Here is a 16,600-nt window from a genome sequence, read left to right on the forward strand (position 1 = left end):
ATGCCTTTCATTTGCCCCAGCGCAGCGCGATCACGTCGCGATCAGCAGCCATTTGAAGCAGCCGGTCGCGCGTGCGCGCCGACATGGGTTTGAGCGGGTGGCGCACATGATCGGAGGTGATCACGCCGCCCTCTTTCATCACCACCTTGGCTGCCCGCAGGCCGCACTGGCGGTTCTCGTGATTGATCAGCGGCAGGCAGTCGCGCCAATGGGCCAGCGCCACATCGACATTGCCTGCGCGGTACTCTGTAAGGATGGGTTTGATAAGCTCCGGCTGCAAGGCCGAAGTCATTGTTCCGGTGCAGCCAGCATCCAGATCGGCCAGCAGCGTCACCGCTTCTTCACCGTCGAACGGACCAACGATGTCGTCGCCACCGGCCTCGATCAATGCGGCCAGCTTGTCGGCGGCAAAGGGGGTTTCCATCTTGAAATAGCTGACGTTTTCGATCTCACGCGCCATGCGCACCAACAGCGGCACGGACAGGGTGACGCCGGACAGCGGCGCGTCCTGCACCATGATCGGAATGCTGATCGCATCAGAAACGGCAGCGAAGTGCTCGAAGATGCCGGCCTCTGCCGGGGCGAGGCCAACCCCGTGATAGGGCGGCATCATCATCAGCATCGACGCGCCCTGCGCCTCGGCGGATTTCGCGCGGTCGATGACGACCTGCGTGCTGAAATGGCTGACCGTCACGATCACCGGCACGCGGCCGGCCACATGTTCCAACGAAACCTTCGTCAGAATGGCGCGCTCTTCGTCGGACAGCACGAACTGCTCGGAATAGTTGGCGAGAATACAGATCGCGTCGACACCCTGGTCGATCATGCAATCGAGGACACGCTTCATGCCTTCGGTGTCGATGCTGCCATCATCAAAGAACGGCGTCGGGGCGACGGGGAGGATACCTGTCAGCGGATGTTTCATGGTGTCTCCTTGCGGATGAAACGAAAGCGGGAGGACTGCGTGAAAGCTGCGCCGGGGCGCAGCGTGATCGGCGGAAAGTCCGGGTGATTGGGGGCATCGGGCCAGAGCTGCGGCTCCATCGCGATGCCCGCGTGGGCGCCATAGGGCGCACCGTGATGGCCGTCGAAGGGCGCCGTGTCGAGCCGCGCGGCGTCATAGACCTGAAGGCCCGGTGCGTCGGTTTCGATCACCAGGGCAAGCTGGTCTGTCTCCAACCGGGCGACGGGACGCATCCCGGTGCCATTGAGGCAGAAGTTGTGGTCCAGATCGGTGCCCGTCGGCAGCGGTGTGGGCGCGCGCAGGTCAAAGGGCGTGTCGGCGACAGGCGCGATCTGCCCCGTGGGGAGCATGGCGTCGTCCACCGGCAGGACGTGATCTGCGTCGATGGACAAACAGTGATCGGACAGGCCGTTGGGCGACAGGCACCAATAGCCGTGAAATGCCGGGTTACACAGTGTCAGGGCCTTTGTCGTGGCGGATATGTCGATGGTCAGCGCTCCATCCGCCTTGATGGCATAGGTGACCAAAACGCCCAGCGGCCCGGGCAGCCCGTCCTTGCCATCGGGCAGGGTCAGGGCAAAGGTGACGCTGTGCGCGCTGTGGTCGGTGACAGACCAGATCCGCTGCGACACCCCATCCGGGCCGCCGTGCAGCGCATTGCCATTCTCGTTTGTGGGCAGATCCAGAACCGTGTCGCCCAGGGGCGCGCGGCCCCCGGCGATGCGGTTGGCAACAGGACCGACGATCGCGCCGAAGTACTGCATCGGCCCAAGGTACGCCGCCCGATCCGCACTCCCGAGCACCAGCGAATGCTCCACTCCGTCCATATGCAGGGACACCAGAGTTGCGCCATAGCACATCAGCTCGGCCCGGACCGGACCATTGGCGATCTGGATCGCGTCGATTGACTTGATGTTGGTATCCGCGGGCATCAGCCGTCCTCGTGAAAGGCAGCAACGGTGTCGCGTCGGCCCAGCGTATAGGCGTCGGCCACCAGCGTCATCGGCCGCAGATCCACATCCGATCCGCCCTTCTGCACCAACGCCGACATGCGGTCATAGAGGCGCGGGTATTCACCGTCGAGCGCCGCGGCTTCGCCGCTGGGCTGGCCGTCGATCTCCATCTGTGCGCCACCGCCCGACAGGCGCAGGGTGCCGCCGTCGGTGATAGCTTCGATCTCCCAGATCTGGTCGCCGTCCTGACGCCAGTCGAAGGTGGCCGAAACATCGGCCCCTTGCGGGTGGTGAAAACCGATTTGCGCCGCGATGGGCGTCTGGCGGTTTTCCGGCACCTCCAGAACAGCATCGGTGACGTGGATGTCGTGGGGCAGGATTTCGGTCACGATGGACAGCGCATTGATGCCGGGATCAAAGACACCCAAACCGCCCGGCTCCCAGATCCAGTCCTGACCGGGATGCCAGCGGCGCACGTCCTCTTTCCACGTCACGGTGAGCTTTTTCAGCACCTTGTCCGCCAGCCAGGCCTTGGCCGCCGGGACCATGTCGGCCTCACGCGAATGCCATGTGGCGTAAAGCGTCAGGCCCGCCGCCTTGGCCGCGGCCTCCAGCGCGTGACATTCCGCCAGCGTGGCGCCGGGGGGCTTTTCCAGCATGACGTGACGGCCCGCCTGCAACGCCTGCATGGCGTAGGCAAAGCGCGGCACAGGTGGCAAACACAGGGAGATCACGCGGATTTCCGGCCGTGTCTCCAAAAGTTCGCCCAGATCGGTGAAGGCCTCGACCCCATCGACCGAGCCATGGCGGCTGACCGTGGCGGCCAGCTCCCAATCGGGGCTGTTGGTGATCGCGGGGACGTGCTGATCCACCGCGATCTTGCCAATACCTACAAGCGCGACCTTCATCAGTGGCTGTCCTTTCCGACCGGAGCGCCCCGGTTTCCCTTGAGAAAGTCCAGATCCGCGCCGGTGTCCGCGCCTTGCACGTGCTGCTGGTGCAACCAGGCATAGCCGCTGTCGGCGCGATCATGGATCGGCTGCCAATGCGACAGACGTTCCGCCAGTTCCGCATCAGAGATATCGAGATGGATGCGACGTCCTTCCACATCGACCTCGATCATGTCACCGTTCTGAACGACCGCCAGCGGCCCGCCGGCAGCGGCCTCCGGCGAGGTGTGCAGGATCACGGTGCCATAAGCGGTGCCTGACATACGCGCGTCTGAAATGCGGATCATGTCCTTGATCCCCTTCTTCAGCACCTTTGGCGGCAGCCCCATATTGCCGACCTCGGCCATGCCGGGGTAGCCCTTGGGTCCGCAGTTCTTCAGCACCATGATGCAGGTCTCGTCGATGTCGAGCGCGTCATCATTGATCTTGGCCTTGTAGTCGTCGATGTCCTCGAAAACCACGGCACGGCCCTTGTGCTGCATCAGCGCGGGCGTCGCGGCGGAGGGCTTCAGGATCGCGCCGTTCGGGGCGAGGTTGCCCTTGAGCACGGCGATGCCGCCCTTCTCCGTCAGCGGGTTGTCCACCGGACGGATCACATCCTCGTTCCAGTTCCTGGCGTCCTTGACCTCGTCCCACACAGTTTCGCCCGACACGGTAAGCGCGTCCTTGTGCAGCTTGTCCGCTTCGGCGAGGCGTTTGAGCACAACCGGCAGACCGCCCGCGTAAAAGAACTCCTCCATCAGGTATTTGCCTGATGGTTGCAGGTTCAGGATGGTCGAGATGCCGCGCCCGCACCGGTCCCAGTCGTCCAGCGTGATATCCACGCCGACACGCCCTGCGATGGCCAGCATATGCACCACCGTGTTGGTGGACCCACCCACGGCGCCGTTGCAGCGAATGGCGTTCTCGAACGCCTCGCGGGTCAACACGTCGGAGGGCTTCAGGTCGTCCTTGACCATCTGCACGATGCGGCGCCCCGACAGCTGCGCCATCACGCTGCGCCGTGAATCGACCGCCGGGATAGCCGCGTTGCCGGACAGCGCCATGCCCAAAGCCTCTGCCATGGCGGCCATCGAGGAGGCGGTGCCCATGGTGTTGCAGGTGCCCGACGACCGGGTGACGGCGCTTTCGGCGGACAGGAATTCGTCCTGCGTCATCTCGCCTGCCTTGACCGCCTCGGAAAAGCGCCACAGGTGCGTGCCCGCGCCGACCCGTTCGCCCTGAAACCAGCCGTTCAGCATCGGCCCGCCGGTCACGACGATGGAGGGCAGATCGCAAGACGCAGCCGCCATCAAAAGGCTTGGCGTGGTCTTGTCACAGCCGACCATCAGGACGCAGCCGTCCATAGGTTGTCCGCGGATCTGCTCCTCGATCGACATGGCGGCGAGGTTGCGGAACATCATCGCCGTGGGGCGGAACGTGTTTTCAGACGCAGAGAAGACAGGCACCTCCATCGGGAAGCCACCGGCCTCCCAGATGCCGGCCTTTACCTTTTCAGCCAGCTCGCGCAGGTGGCCGTTGCAGGGCGTCATGTCGGACCATGTGTTCAGGATGCCGATGATCGGGCGTCCGTCGAACAGGTCGTCGGGGTAGCCCTGGTTCTTCATCCAGCCACGGTGGTAGATGACGTCCTTGGTGCTGCCCGAATACCATTCGGCAGAGCGCAGCTTGCGGGGCCAGGGGGCGGGTGTGAATGCCATTGGGTCAGCCCTTCTTCTTGTTGTAGACGTCGAAGATGACAGCGGCGAGCAGCACAAGCCCCTTGATCATCTGTTGGTAGTCGATGCCGATGCCCATGATGGACATGCCGTTGTTGAGAACACCCATCAGGAAGGCCCCGACCACGGCGCCGACGATCTTGCCCACGCCGCCGGACATCGACGCACCGCCGATGAACACGGCTGCGATCACGTCCAGCTCCAGCGCAAACCCCGCCTTCGGCGTCGCGGTGTTCAGGCGGGCAGCAAAGACCAGACCGGCGATGGCAGCAAGGATGCCCATGTTCACGAAGGCGAGGAACGTCAGGCGCTCGGTCTTGATACCCGACAGCTTGGCCGCCTTTTCATTGCCGCCAAGCGCATAGATGCGGCGGCCAAGGATCGTGCGTTCGGTGATGAAGGCGTAGACGATGGTCAATACGCCCATGGTCAGAAGCACGTTGGGCAGACCACGGAACGTGGCAAGCTTGTAGAGGATGAACACCAGCGCCAGGGCAATGATCGCGGTGCGGCCATAGAAGAAGCTGCTGGGCTCATCCTCGATCCCGTAGGCCTTGTTCTGGGCACGCTGTCGCAGGCCGGACCAGACCACCCAGGCGGCTGCAATGATGCCGCAGGCAAAGGCCAGCACGTTGAAGTTGCGGGTGCCAAACAGCCCCTTGAAGGCGTCGCTGCCCGGCAGGATGTCGGGGACAAAGCCGGTGGCGATGACCTGGAACTCACGCGGAAACGGGCCCACGGATTGCCCTTCGAGCAGCCAGAGCGACAGGCCCCGGAACACCAGCATCCCCGCCAGCGTCACGATGAACGAGGGGATGTTCCAATAGGCGACCCAGTAGCCCTGCGCCCCGCCAATGATGCCGCCGACCACGATACAGGTCAGCATGGTCATCCCGATGGAGACGTCCCAGTTCACCACCATGACGGCAGCCAGGGCGCCGATGAACCCCATGACAGAGCCGACCGAAAGGTCGATATGGCCCGCCACGATGACGATCAGCATCCCCAGCGCCATGATGACGATGTAGCTGTTCTGCAGCAAAAGGTTGGTCAGGTTGATCGGTTTCAGCAGCGTGCCGCCGGTGACGATCTGGAAAAACGCCATGATGGCGATGAGGGCGAACAGCAAACCGTATTCGCGCAGGTGCGCTTTCAGGTAGCTGCCGACGCCTTTGGTCGTGGTGGTGGTGTCAGACGCAGACATTGGCGCGGTCCCTCTTCTTATTCGTTGACGATGAGCGACATGATGCGCTCCTGGCTGGCCTCGGCGGCGGGCATTTCCCCCACGAAGGCCCCTTCGTTCATCACGTAGATGCGGTCACACATGCCCAGCAGTTCGGGCATCTCCGAGGAGATCATGACCACGCCTTTTCCGGCGGCGGCCAAATCGTTGATCAGGCCGTAGATTTCATATTTCGCGCCCACGTCGATGCCGCGGGTCGGCTCATCGAGGATCAGCACCTCTGGCCCGGCAAACAGCCACTTGGACAGCACGACCTTTTGCTGGTTGCCGCCCGACAGGTTCACCACCTTCTGAAAGACACCCGGCGTGCGGATGCCCAGATCCTGGCGGTATTTCTCGGCCACCTGGGTTTCGCGGTGCTGGCTGAGCACGGCGCCCGTCGCGACCTCCGGCAGGTTGGACAGGGTGATGTTGCGGGTGATCGTGTCGTCCAGTATCAGGCCAAGGCCCTTGCGATCCTCGGTCACGTAGGCCAGCCCCGCGTTGATGGCGCGCGGCACGTCCGATACATCAACAGGCGCTCCGTGCATCTCGACTGTGCCGGAGATATTCTGCCCCCAGGATCGGCCAAAGATCGACATGGCCAGTTCGGTCCGGCCCGAGCCCATCAGCCCGGCGATGCCCACGACCTCTCCGGCGCGCACGTCAAAACCGACGTTGCGGATCACCTGACGGTCATCGTGCTCGGGGTGGTAGACGGACCAGTCGGCGACGCGCATCAGCATCTCGCCCCTGGTCACGTTGCGCGACGGATAGCGGTTTTCCATCGACCGGCCCACCATGTCACGCACGATGCGGTCTTCGGTGATGCCCTCGGCCGCGTCGAAACTGCTGACCGATTGACCATCGCGGATCACGGTCACGGTGTCGGCGACGCGGCGAACTTCGTTCAGTTTGTGGCTGATGATGATCTGGGTCATGCCTTGCGCCTTCAGCTCCAGCATCAGATCCAGCAGCGCCTGACTGTCGGATTCCGACAGGGCGGCTGTGGGCTCATCAAGGATCAGCAGACGCACGTCCTTGGCCAGCGCCTTGGCGATTTCCACAAGCTGCTGTTTGCCAACGCCGAGCTTGTCCACCAGCGTGGTGGGCGCGTCTCGCAGGCCAACCTTGCGCAGCAGGCCTTCGGTCCGCTGGTTGGTCTCACGCCAGTCGATGACGCCGCCCTTTGCATTCTCGTTGCCCAGAAACAGGTTCTCGGCAATCGACAGCAGCGGCACCAAAGCCAATTCCTGGTGGATGATGATGATGCCCTTGGCTTCACTGTCCGAGATATTGCGGAACTGCGCCAACTGGCCATCGTAGTGAATTTCGCCGTCATAACTGCCTGCCGGGTAGACGCCGGACAGGACCTTCATCAAGGTCGACTTGCCTGCACCGTTCTCGCCGCAGATCGCGTGGATCTCGCCGGTCCGGACCTTGAGAGAGACGTCGTCCAGCGCCTTGACGCCGGGAAACGTCTTGGTAATGGAGCGCATTTCCAGCAGCGTGTCCTGCATGGTGGCGACCTCGTGGAATAGGAGTGAAATCATGGGATTGTCTGGTCGCTGCCATAGAGGCGCAGCGACCAGACGGACCAGAGACAGGGAGGAGTTCCGTCCCCGGTCTTACTTGATCTGGTCTTCGGTATAGTAACCGGTGTCGATCAGACGTTCTTCCCAGTTGTCAGCCGTCACCTTGAGCGGCTCCAACAGGTAGGCGGGCACGATTTTCACACCGTTGTTGTAGGTTTCGGTGTCGTTGATTTCCGGCTCGGAATCTTCGAGCAGCGCCTCGACCATGCCCACGGTCACGCGCGCCAGTTCGCGGGTGTCCTTGAAGATGGTGGAATACTGCTCGCCCGCGAGGATGGATTTCACCGAAGGAACCTCGGCGTCCTGACCCGTGACAATGGGCATCGGCATGTCGCCGGAGCCGTAGCCGACACCCTTGAGCGACGACAGGATGCCGATCGACAGACCGTCGTAGGGAGACAGCACGCCGTGCACCTTTTCATCGGTGTAATGCGCCGACAGCAGGTTATCCATGCGCGCCTGAGCAACCGCACCATCCCAGCGCAGCGTGCCCACGGTGTCCATGCCCATCTGGCCGGACACGACGTTGACCTTGCCTTCGTCGATCAGCGGCTGCAGAATCGACATGGCGCCATCGTAGAAGAAGTAGGCGTTGTTGTCGTCGGGCGAACCGCCGAACAGCTCGACGTTCCAGACGTCCGCATCGGGGAAGCGTTCCTCGAGCCCCGACACCAGTGTTTCGGCCTGTTGCACGCCAACCTGGAAGTTGTCGAAGGTGGCGTAGTAGCTGACGTGTTCGCTGTCGCGGATCAGACGATCGTAGGCGACAACATCAATGCCCGCATAGCTGGCGTTTTCCAGCGCGTTGGACAGGGTCGTGCCGTCGATGGCCGCGATCACCAGCGCATCGACGCCATTGGTGATCATGTTTTCGATCTGCGCCAGCTGGTTGGGAATGTCGTCTTCGGCGTATTGCAGGATGGTGTCGTAACCCGCTTCTTCGAACTGCTTCACCATGGATTCGCCGTCCGAGATCCAGCGCGCCGAGGATTTCGTCGGCATCGCGATCCCGACAAGGCCGTCTGCAAATGCGCCGGTCGCAAGTGTGGTGGCCAGCGCGGTGCTGACCAGAATGGACTTCAGGGTCATAATTTCCTCCTCATGCGGCGGCGTCTTCTCCTCCGACTCCGCCTTGCCCCCACTGGCTATTTCACTTTTATATATCAAGCCAATGCTATTTCCGCCCACCTGATTAACAAAATTGGTATGTCTTCATCATGAGTGCTCCCCTGATCCAGCGGTTGAGACCGCCGCAACTGAAACTGATCCGCGCCATTCACGACGTGGGAAAGCTGCAACTCGCCGCAGAAGCGGTGGGCATGTCGCAGCCTGCCGCCTCGCGCATGTTGGCGGAGATCGAAACACATGTGGGCGCGCCCCTGTTCGAACGGCTGCCGCGCGGCATGGTCTCCACCGAGATCGGCGCCGCCTTTGTGCGCCACGCGCGGGTGATCCTGACGGAAATCGACGCCCTCGCCGCAGAAGTGGGCAAGCTGCACGGCGGCAAGGCCGGCGTTGTTCGGGTGGGCACGGTGACCGGCCCTGCGGTCTCGGCGCTCGTCCCCGCGCTGACGGCGATACGGGCGGAGGTGCCCGATATTCAACCCACGATAGAAGTCGCCCCTTCCGTCACTCTGATCCGAGGGCTGGATGAAGGGAGATTCGACTTCGTTCTGGCGCGGCTGGTGGGCGACAATCAGGTGAGGTCCTTCGAAGCGCATCCCGGCAGAACGGAGGTGATCTCTTTTCTGGTGCGCGCGTCGCATCCTTTGGCGGGTAAAACGGTGTCGCTGGCAGAAACGCAGCCCTATGATTTCGTCATCCAGGAGGCGGGTTCCCCGATCCGGAACGCACTGGAAAATGCCTTTCTTTCCAGTCACCTGCACACACCAGACAAGGTCACGAACAGCTCGTCTCTCCTGGTGGCGCTCAGCCTGATCACCGGGTCGAACGCCATTGCGCCGCTGACCCGGGAGGTGGCGCAGATGCTGGCTCGGACCGGCATGGATCTGGATGTCATCACCACCACCGAAAGCATCGTGGTCTCGCCCTTTCTGGTGCTGCAATCGCGGCACCATGCGCTTTCACCGATGGCACAACGCCTGCGCGATGAGGTGTTGCGCCGTCTGTGACCCCTACCCTTTTACGCCTGCGGAAATCATCACCGCTTCGGTCACGCGCTTTTGGAAAATCAGGTAGCCGATGATCACGGGGGCTGCCGCCAGAAGGGCCAGCGCCATCATCCGCGCATAGGCCACGCCAAAGCTGTCATTGACCTGCGTGATGCCGACGGGAATGGTCATCATGCCCTCGCTCGTAGAGACCAGAAACGGCCAGAAGAAGTTGTTCCACGCCGAGATAAAGGTGATGATCCCAAGCGCCGCCGTAATACCCCAGTTCAGCGGCACATACAGTTTGAACAGCAACGTGAACTCACCGCCACCGTCCAGCAAAACGGCCTCGCGCATTTCCCTCGGGATGGCGTCGAAGAACTGTTTGTAGACGATCACCACCACCGGCACGATCAACTGCGGCAGGATGATGCCCCACCACGTGTTAACCAGTCCAAGGTCATTCATCAGCACGAACTGCGCCACATAAAGCGCGGGCACCGGCACCATGAAGCTGGCAACCACCAACAGATACAATGTCTGACGACCGGGGAATCTGAGCTGTGACAGCGCATAGGCGCACATCATGCCGGTGACCAGAACGATCACCGTGATGATGAGCGAGGTGCCGACGGAGTTGAGGTACCAGACGGGAAGTTTGGAATTCGACAACACCTGCGCGTAGGCGGAGAAGTTCAGCTCGTCGATCAGCCACCCGGCACCGTCGGAGACGATCCTGTTCTCGCTGCGCAACGACGTGGTCAGCGCCCAGTAAAGCGGAAAGATCCAGATGCACGCGGCGATCAGGACGATGCCGGAAAAGGCGAAATTGCGGGCACGTTTGGCGGTCATTTGCGCCCTCCGATACGCAGAAGTTGGAATTGCAGGACCGAGACAATGACGATCACGAGGAACAGAACCATAGCGATTGCAGAGGCATAGCCACCGTGGTTCAGCTGAAACGCCTCGCGGTACATCTGCATCAACACCACATAAGACTGGTTGAACGGGCCGCCATTCGACAACAGATAGACCTGATCGAACAGCTTGAGTTGCAAGATCAGTTGCAGCGTCAGCACCAGGGAGATGATGGGCCAGAGCAGCGGCCACGTCACCCGCCAGAACCGCTGCCACGGGGTTGCGCCGTCCAGCGCGGCGGCCTCGTACAGATCTTCGGGAATGTTGCGCAGCCCTGCGATCAGCAGCAGCACGTTGAAGCCATTGGTCCACCACACCGTCACGACGGCGATCATCGGCATCACCCAATGCGGGTTCTTGAACACGGGCACCGCCTTGCCGGTCACTGCGGCGATCAGCGGTTGCAGTATGCCGAACTGGAAATCCAGCATCCACGCCCAGATCATCGTGACGACCGAAACGGGCAGCACGTAGGGCAAAAAGAAAAGCGTCAGCACCAGCGCCTGCATCCGACCTTTGAGCTTGCTCACGGACAGCGCGATCATCAAAGCAATGACGGTGGTGGGAATGACGGTCAGCAGCACGAAGTAGAAGTTGTTCCACAGCGAGGTATAAAACAGCCGATCCCCCAGCAGCTTGGCGTAGTTATCCAGGCCGATCCAGGTGCCCTCGCCGATCAGCGGCGCATCGGTAAAGCTGAGCGCCACGACCTTGTACGTCGGGTATAAAAAGAAGACCGCGAAGACGAAGACAAAGGGTGCCACAAGCAGCGCAGCGGCCCGCAGTTCGCGGTTGCGTCGATTGGAGTGCGACATCTCGGCCTCCCTCTCCGGTCTGTCCAAAGGGTGGACCGGGGGCAACGCGCCCCCGATCCTGTGGCGTGGCTCAGTTCATCAGACCCTGAAGCTGATCTTTCATCTGGGCGGCCGCGTCTTCGGCGCTGAGGAACCCGTGAATCGCCGGGGCGATCAGGTTGTCCACCGCGTCATAAACGGGCGAGGCGACGCCAGCGATTTTCGACCGCGGATCAAAGGCCGCGTTCTCCGCCAGTGACGCGTAGGTCGCGTTGGGTTCCAGCGCGGCATATTCGTCGCTGTCGACCGTGGGTTTGTAGGCCGGGATATGGCCCGCGTCGGCCCATGCCAGCGAATGTTGCTGCATCCAGCCGATCACGGTCAGGGCGGCTTCGCGCTCTTCCTCGGTCATGTTGGGATTGTTCGGAATGGCAAAGGCATGGGAATCCGCCCAGGTGGCGGGCTGGTCCAGCATTTGCGGCACCTCGTTGGCGAACCAGTCAAAGCCCAGCGACCCATCGGCGGCGGAGTCCTTGAAGGTCGGCACTTCCCAGACACCATTGATATGCATCACGGCTTTCTGGCCAGAGAACAGCGCAACGGAGGCCTCGTAGGCGGCCTGTTCGGGGATCAACCCCTCGGCGCGCCAGTCAGCCAGGATCTGAATGGATTTGACCGCCTTGTCCATGTTCTCCCCGGCCAGCACTTCGCCATCGGTGATCATTTCGCCGCCTTGCTGGCGCAGCAACGTGTAGAACATCCGCCACGTGCCGCCGCCACCTTCGGACTGGAAGCTCAAGGGATCAGAGAAGCCCTCCGCCTTGGCCCATTGCAGCAGCGCGGTCATGTCCTCGATCGAATCGATGCCCGTCAGGTTGCCGTCCTCGCCCAGCCACTCGGTGCCCTCCAACGCGGTCTTGTTGTAATATGCGACCACCGCGTGGATGTCGAAGGGCACCGCCATAAGCTGCCCGTCGTCGGTCGACGCAGCAGTGATCGAGGCCTCGAAAAAGTCGCTCTTGGACAGGCCAGCGGCGTCCATCTCGGCATCGGTGATCGGGGTCAGCACATCCTCTTCGAGCGCCAGCGGCAGGCGCGACAAATGGTAGGTCATGATATCGGGGCCCTGGCCCACAGCGGTGGCCGTGCGCACCTTGGTATAGAAAGGCAGCCCCCATTCCAGCGTGGTGCCGCTGATCTGGATGTCGGGGTGTTCGGCGTTGAACTCGTCGATCAGCGCCTTCATCCGGACACCGTCGCCGCCGGCGAGAAAATCCCACCATTCAAGCTCGACCTGCGCCATGGCCGAGGTCGAAAGCCCCATGGTCAGCGCCGTGGCTGTCGCCAGTTTCGTGAACAGTTTCATTATAAGTCCTCCTCCTTGTTATGTGTCGTGCCGCGCGGTGCCTATCGAATGCGGTCTCCCTCCGCATCGAAGACAAATATCCGTTGGGCGTCTGGCAGAACGGTCTGCACCGTGCCGTGCATCCCGTGGCGTGCGCCGGTCTGCTGAAAGATCATCGGCTCGCCACTGGCCAGCGTGCCGTGCTGGTAGGAAACGCCGCCAAGCTCCTCGGCCACATCCACGGTGACCCGCAGCCCCGCCCCGTCCGTGATGGTCAGATGCTCCGGGCGCATTCCCAGCGTGATCGCTGTGCCTGTCGCGGGGGGCATGGTCAGAGCGATATCAAAGCGCGCATCAGGCTGGCCGGTCAACTGCGCGGTGATGCCGGTCGGGGTGACGGCCTCCACCGTGGCCTCGACAAAGTTCATCGACGGCGACCCGATAAAGCCCGCCACGAAACGGTTGGACGGATCGTCATACAGATCGAGCGGCGCGCCCGATTGCTGCACATGGCCCCCCTGAAGCACAAAGATCGTGTCGGCCAGTGTCATGGCCTCCACCTGATCATGCGTGACGTAGATCATCGTCGCGCCAAGTTTCTGGTGCAGCCGCGCCAGCTCCAGACGCATCTGCACACGCAGTTCTGCGTCCAGGTTGGACAGCGGCTCGTCGAACAAAAACACCTCTGGCGCGCGCACAATGGCGCGCCCGATGGCAACCCGCTGTCGTTGCCCGCCCGACAGATGCGAGGGTTTCTTGTCCAGGTGGTCGGTCAGTTGCAGGATGGCCGCGGCCTCCTGCACCTTCTGCTTCACCTCGGCCTTGGGGCGTTTCGCAAGCCGCAGGCTGAAGGCCATGTTCTCGAACACCGTCAGGTGCGGGTAAAGCGCGTAGGACTGGAACACCATCGCCACGCCGCGATCGGCCGGGTCCGCGTCTGTCACGTCGCGGTCGCCGATGTGGATGCTGCCGCCGGAGGTCTCCTCCAGCCCGGCAATCATCCGCAGCAGCGTGGACTTGCCACAGCCGGAGGGGCCGACGAACACCGCGAACTTGCCGCGCTGCACCTCCATGTCGACGCCCTTGATGACCTTCACTGCGCCAAAATTCTTCTCCACCGATCTCAATTGAACGCCGGTGCTGTTCATCTCGCTCCCCCCTGTCAAATCTGCGCTCCCTGCCTCCTCACGCTGTTTCACCCGACTGACAGCCGAATGACACTGTAGGAAAAGGCGGGCAGTTGACCCGTCAGACCGCCGTCCTCCACCGACAGCTTGTCGCCTTTGCGCGGTTTCACCAGATCGGGTTGCGCACAGGTGTTGGCGACCCGCGCCTGCGATGCGTCACCGCCCATCACCTGATGGTCGATCAGGGTCACATTGGTGAAACCATGCAGCGCCATGTTCAGGTCCATCTCGGTGTCCAGATGACGGTTGATGGCAAAGACGGTGATCTCCTTGCCACCCGGTGCCAGCACCGCCGCCACGTCGAGGTAGTTCACATCCTGCGCCACCTCTGCATCGTAGCGCGGCCCGTCAACAGCCACGTTCAGCGCCGTGCCGCGCCCGTACAGGCTGGCGAACTGGTAGGGATAGTAGATCGACGTGGCCCAGGCCGGGCCGCCGGCTTGCGTGCGGATCGGGGCGATCACATTCACCAACTGCGCGATGCAGGCGATCTTGACCCGGTCAGAGCGGCGGATGAATTCGTTCAGCAAGCCACCGACAAACAGCGCATCTTCGAGGTTGTAATCCTCTTCGAGCAACGCGGGCGCCTCCGGCCAGTCCCAGCTATGCCAGTTCTTCGAATCTTCTTCGCGGTTGTGATACCAGACGTTCCATTCATCAAAGCAGATGAAAACGTCGTTCTTGGCGCGTTTCTTGGCCTTCACGTAGTCGATGACGCCGCCGATGGACTGGATGTAGCGCCCAGTCTCCTCAATCTTGGCAAAGTAATTCAGGGAGTTGCGGCTGGAATTGCCGAAATATTTGTGCAGCGAGATATAGTCGACGTTCTCGTAGCATTCCTCCAGCACCTGCCGTTCCCAATCGGGGTAGGTCGGCATTTCATCGTTTGACGAGCCGCAAACCACGGTTTCGATGCCACCGCCAAAGGCTTTCACCGCCTTGGACGTCTCATCTGCGAGGCGACCGTATTCCTTGGCCTCCATGTGGCCGATCTGCCAGGGGCCGTCCATCTCGTTGCCGAGGCACCACATCTTGACACCGTAAGGGTCCGCGACGCCATGGCTGCGGCGCAAATCGCTCCACGCGGTGCCGGAAGGATGGTTGCAGTATTCGACAAAGTTGCGGGCGTCTTCGATGCCGCGGGTGCCGAGATTGACCGCCAGCATCATCTCGATGCCCGCCTCATCGGCCCAGCGGGCGAATTCGTTGATCCCGACCTGATTGGTCTCCTTCGAGCGCCACGCAAGATCCAGCCGCACGGGCCGATCCGCCTGCGGGCCGATGCCGTCCTCCCATTTGTAGGCAGAGACGAAGTTGCCACCAGGATAACGGATCGCCGGAATGTCGAGCGCCTTCACCAGGTCAAGCACATCCTGGCGAAACCCGTGGGCATTGGCGGTAGGGTGATCGGGCTCGTAGATCCCGGTGTAAATCGCGCGGCCCATATGTTCGATGAACGCAGAGTAAAGTCGGTTGTCGATCTGCGCGAGCGCGAAATCCCGGTGGATCGTGGCACGAACCTTCATGTCCCCTCCCAAGGTATCAGTCCTGAAGTAACAGCACCTTAGGCGGGAGTCGCGTTAACAAACAATTTACTTCTTGGCGTCTCGCCTTGACAGCATTGGTAACACCTCGCCCCGCATCTGCTGTTTGACCAAGGACAGCAGGCGTTCCGCCGCCGGCGACATCAGCCGGTCGGTGGGGCAGAGGATGTGATACGGCTCGATCGAGATCGGTTGCGTCGTTTTCAACAAGACCAGATCGGCGCTGTAGGGCGGGGACAGCAGCAGGTCCGCGACCTCTTGTGTCACCACGGCAATCACGTCCGAATCGCGCAGCAGCGACATGATCGCCACGACCGAGGCGGTCTCGATGATGTTTCCCGGCAGGTCGGTGCCTTCCTCATGAAAGGCGATTTCCAGCGCGTGCCGGATCGGTGCGCCCTTGTCCTGCATGGTCCACATGTGGTTGCGCAGGTCCCGCAGGGCCACCCCGTTGCGCTCAGCCACCGGATGCCCTTGCCGCACCATCAAAAATACGGATTCGTTGTTGGCCGGGTGAATGTCAAAGTCCCGCGAATAGTCATACGGGCCGACCCGGCTGAGCGTGAAATCATAGGCCTGCCGTTCCAGCCCGCGCATCAACTGAGAGGACGTCGCGACGTCCATCTGCACATCCACCAACGGGGTATCGCGCTTCAGCGCAAGGATCGCGGGGATCACCGCAGCGAGCGCGGCGCCAGTGACCGCCCCGACCCGCACGGTGCCCGCCGTGCCGCCTTGATGAGACATGAAATCCTGCGCCATCTGGTCGATGTCATGCACCAGTTTGCGCGCGTGTCTGGACAGCACAATGCCCGCAGGGGTCGGCAACATGCCCTTGGGCCGTCGTTCAAACAGCTCCGTCCCGATCTGCGTTTCCAATTCGGCCAACATGCGAGAGGCCGCAGGCGTCGTCATGTTACAGGCGCTGGCCGCAAGGCCCAGCTTTCCATGCAAGGCGACGGCGGCCACCAAACGCAACTGCACCGGGCGGAGTGAATTCAGGTAAGTTTCCACGACGCTTCCCCCTTCTTGATGCCATCGGTATGCCGCGCCGCCGTTCCTGCCTTTGCGCTCGGCGATCTGGTACGCGGTTGCGACAAAATCGCCCGTTAACCAGCTTTTCGCCACGTCGGACGCCCCTGCCCCGCAAAGCTTAACATCCGACCGGTTTTCCGGCGCGAACCGGTCGGTTCGTCCTCTAACAATTCATGAACAGCCGGTCGTTCTGGTTAACGCCGTTAAGAATTGCGGCCAGACGGGTCGATATGTTGTGTGCGGTCGCAGTGTTCATCACACCGC

14 protein-coding genes are annotated in these 16,600 nt (G+C 62.0%); 1 reads left to right on the forward strand and 13 read right to left on the reverse strand.

Translation table 11 applies throughout. From position 1 onward, the window contains the following. Positions 1 to 7: 7 nt before the first annotated feature. The 7 genes from J4E08_RS14890 to chvE all read right to left on the reverse strand — a co-directional run bounded on the left by J4E08_RS14890 (position 8) and on the right by chvE (position 8,491). A complete protein-coding gene (locus J4E08_RS14890; protein WP_349539174.1) occupies positions 8 to 925 on the reverse strand; it encodes a dihydrodipicolinate synthase family protein in 918 nt (305 codons plus the stop codon). Beyond that, positions 922 to 1,896 (reverse strand): aldose epimerase family protein, encoded by a 975-nt coding sequence (locus tag J4E08_RS14895; RefSeq protein ID WP_349539175.1) that lies wholly within the window; start codon positions 1,894 to 1,896, stop codon positions 922 to 924. Before J4E08_RS14895 ends, J4E08_RS14890 begins: the two co-directional genes overlap by 4 nt. Further along, positions 1,896 to 2,825: a Gfo/Idh/MocA family protein gene (locus J4E08_RS14900; protein WP_183966083.1), complete on the reverse strand. Its 930-nt coding sequence runs from the start codon at positions 2,823 to 2,825 to the stop codon at positions 1,896 to 1,898. The genes J4E08_RS14895 and J4E08_RS14900 overlap by 1 nt, the downstream gene beginning before the upstream one ends. Then, on the reverse strand, positions 2,825 to 4,567 hold the full coding sequence (gene araD, locus J4E08_RS14905; RefSeq protein WP_349539176.1) for an L-arabinonate dehydratase: 1,743 nt from the start codon (positions 4,565 to 4,567) through the stop codon (positions 2,825 to 2,827). Before araD ends, J4E08_RS14900 begins: the two co-directional genes overlap by 1 nt. 4 nt (positions 4,568 to 4,571) lie before the next feature. Further along, positions 4,572 to 5,789: a multiple monosaccharide ABC transporter permease gene (mmsB, locus tag J4E08_RS14910; protein WP_183966079.1), complete on the reverse strand. Its 1,218-nt coding sequence runs from the start codon at positions 5,787 to 5,789 to the stop codon at positions 4,572 to 4,574. A 17-nt stretch (positions 5,790 to 5,806) separates the two neighbouring features. After that, positions 5,807 to 7,360: a multiple monosaccharide ABC transporter ATP-binding protein gene (gene mmsA, locus J4E08_RS14915; protein ID WP_349539177.1), complete on the reverse strand. Its 1,554-nt coding sequence runs from the start codon at positions 7,358 to 7,360 to the stop codon at positions 5,807 to 5,809. Between the two features lie 75 nt (positions 7,361 to 7,435). After that, positions 7,436 to 8,491, reverse strand: coding sequence for a multiple monosaccharide ABC transporter substrate-binding protein (gene chvE, locus J4E08_RS14920; protein ID WP_349539178.1), 1,056 nt, complete (start codon positions 8,489 to 8,491; stop codon positions 7,436 to 7,438). A gap of 128 nt (positions 8,492 to 8,619) precedes the next feature. Here chvE and J4E08_RS14925 point away from each other — a divergent pair, with 128 nt between their 5' ends. Continuing rightward, entirely contained in the window at positions 8,620 to 9,534 is a 915-nt protein-coding gene (locus tag J4E08_RS14925) for a LysR family transcriptional regulator (protein ID WP_183966076.1), read from the forward strand. A gap of 3 nt (positions 9,535 to 9,537) precedes the next feature. Here J4E08_RS14925 and J4E08_RS14930 read toward each other — a convergent pair whose 3' ends face one another. From J4E08_RS14930 to J4E08_RS14955, 6 genes are all read right to left on the reverse strand, one after another. Beyond that, the gene (locus J4E08_RS14930; RefSeq protein WP_183966074.1) at positions 9,538 to 10,365 is read right to left on the reverse strand and encodes a carbohydrate ABC transporter permease; all 828 of its coding nucleotides are present in this window, start codon (positions 10,363 to 10,365) and stop codon (positions 9,538 to 9,540) included. After that, positions 10,362 to 11,246, reverse strand: coding sequence for a carbohydrate ABC transporter permease (locus J4E08_RS14935; RefSeq protein ID WP_349539179.1), 885 nt, complete (start codon positions 11,244 to 11,246; stop codon positions 10,362 to 10,364). Before J4E08_RS14935 ends, J4E08_RS14930 begins: the two co-directional genes overlap by 4 nt. A gap of 70 nt (positions 11,247 to 11,316) precedes the next feature. After that, complete coding sequence (locus J4E08_RS14940; RefSeq protein ID WP_349539180.1) at positions 11,317 to 12,591, reverse strand: extracellular solute-binding protein; 1,275 nt, start codon at positions 12,589 to 12,591, stop codon at positions 11,317 to 11,319. Between the two features lie 41 nt (positions 12,592 to 12,632). After that, positions 12,633 to 13,718 (reverse strand): ABC transporter ATP-binding protein, encoded by a 1,086-nt coding sequence (locus J4E08_RS14945; protein ID WP_349539181.1) that lies wholly within the window; start codon positions 13,716 to 13,718, stop codon positions 12,633 to 12,635. Positions 13,719 to 13,765: 47 nt separating this feature from the next. Next, positions 13,766 to 15,283 carry an arabinosylfuranosidase ArfA gene (gene arfA, locus J4E08_RS14950; RefSeq protein WP_349539182.1) on the reverse strand — a complete coding sequence of 506 codons (1,518 nt, stop codon included), beginning with the start codon at positions 15,281 to 15,283 and terminating at the stop codon, positions 13,766 to 13,768. 66 nt (positions 15,284 to 15,349) lie between these two features. Continuing rightward, the gene (locus J4E08_RS14955; protein ID WP_349539183.1) at positions 15,350 to 16,315 is read right to left on the reverse strand and encodes a LysR family transcriptional regulator; all 966 of its coding nucleotides are present in this window, start codon (positions 16,313 to 16,315) and stop codon (positions 15,350 to 15,352) included. Positions 16,316 to 16,600 lie beyond the last annotated feature (285 nt).

Origin of the sequence: Sagittula sp. NFXS13, from assembly GCF_040148795.1 — a bacterium.
GTDB lineage: Bacteria > Pseudomonadota > Alphaproteobacteria > Rhodobacterales > Rhodobacteraceae > Sagittula > Sagittula marina.

What these genes read in the sequence shown, in the direction of transcription:
- J4E08_RS14900 (WP_183966083.1), bottom strand. Translation starts at nt 2,825, where the DNA reads ATGAAGGTCGCGCTTGTAGGTATTGGCAAGATCGCGGTGGATCAGCAC.
- arfA (WP_349539182.1), bottom strand. Translation starts at nt 15,283, where the DNA reads ATGAAGGTTCGTGCCACGATCCACCGGGATTTCGCGCTCGCGCAGATC.
- J4E08_RS14890 (WP_349539174.1), bottom strand. Translation starts at nt 925, where the DNA reads ATGAAACATCCGCTGACAGGTATCCTCCCCGTCGCCCCGACGCCGTTC.
- J4E08_RS14925 (WP_183966076.1), top strand. Translation starts at nt 8,620, where the DNA reads ATGAGTGCTCCCCTGATCCAGCGGTTGAGACCGCCGCAACTGAAACTG.
- mmsB (WP_183966079.1), bottom strand. Translation starts at nt 5,789, where the DNA reads ATGTCTGCGTCTGACACCACCACCACGACCAAAGGCGTCGGCAGCTAC.
- mmsA (WP_349539177.1), bottom strand. Translation starts at nt 7,360, where the DNA reads ATGATTTCACTCCTATTCCACGAGGTCGCCACCATGCAGGACACGCTG.
- J4E08_RS14930 (WP_183966074.1), bottom strand. Translation starts at nt 10,365, where the DNA reads ATGACCGCCAAACGTGCCCGCAATTTCGCCTTTTCCGGCATCGTCCTG.
- J4E08_RS14935 (WP_349539179.1), bottom strand. Translation starts at nt 11,246, where the DNA reads ATGTCGCACTCCAATCGACGCAACCGCGAACTGCGGGCCGCTGCGCTG.
- J4E08_RS14940 (WP_349539180.1), bottom strand. Translation starts at nt 12,591, where the DNA reads ATGAAACTGTTCACGAAACTGGCGACAGCCACGGCGCTGACCATGGGG.
- araD (WP_349539176.1), bottom strand. Translation starts at nt 4,567, where the DNA reads ATGGCATTCACACCCGCCCCCTGGCCCCGCAAGCTGCGCTCTGCCGAA.
- chvE (WP_349539178.1), bottom strand. Translation starts at nt 8,491, where the DNA reads ATGACCCTGAAGTCCATTCTGGTCAGCACCGCGCTGGCCACCACACTT.
- J4E08_RS14945 (WP_349539181.1), bottom strand. Translation starts at nt 13,718, where the DNA reads ATGAACAGCACCGGCGTTCAATTGAGATCGGTGGAGAAGAATTTTGGC.
- J4E08_RS14895 (WP_349539175.1), bottom strand. Translation starts at nt 1,896, where the DNA reads ATGCCCGCGGATACCAACATCAAGTCAATCGACGCGATCCAGATCGCC.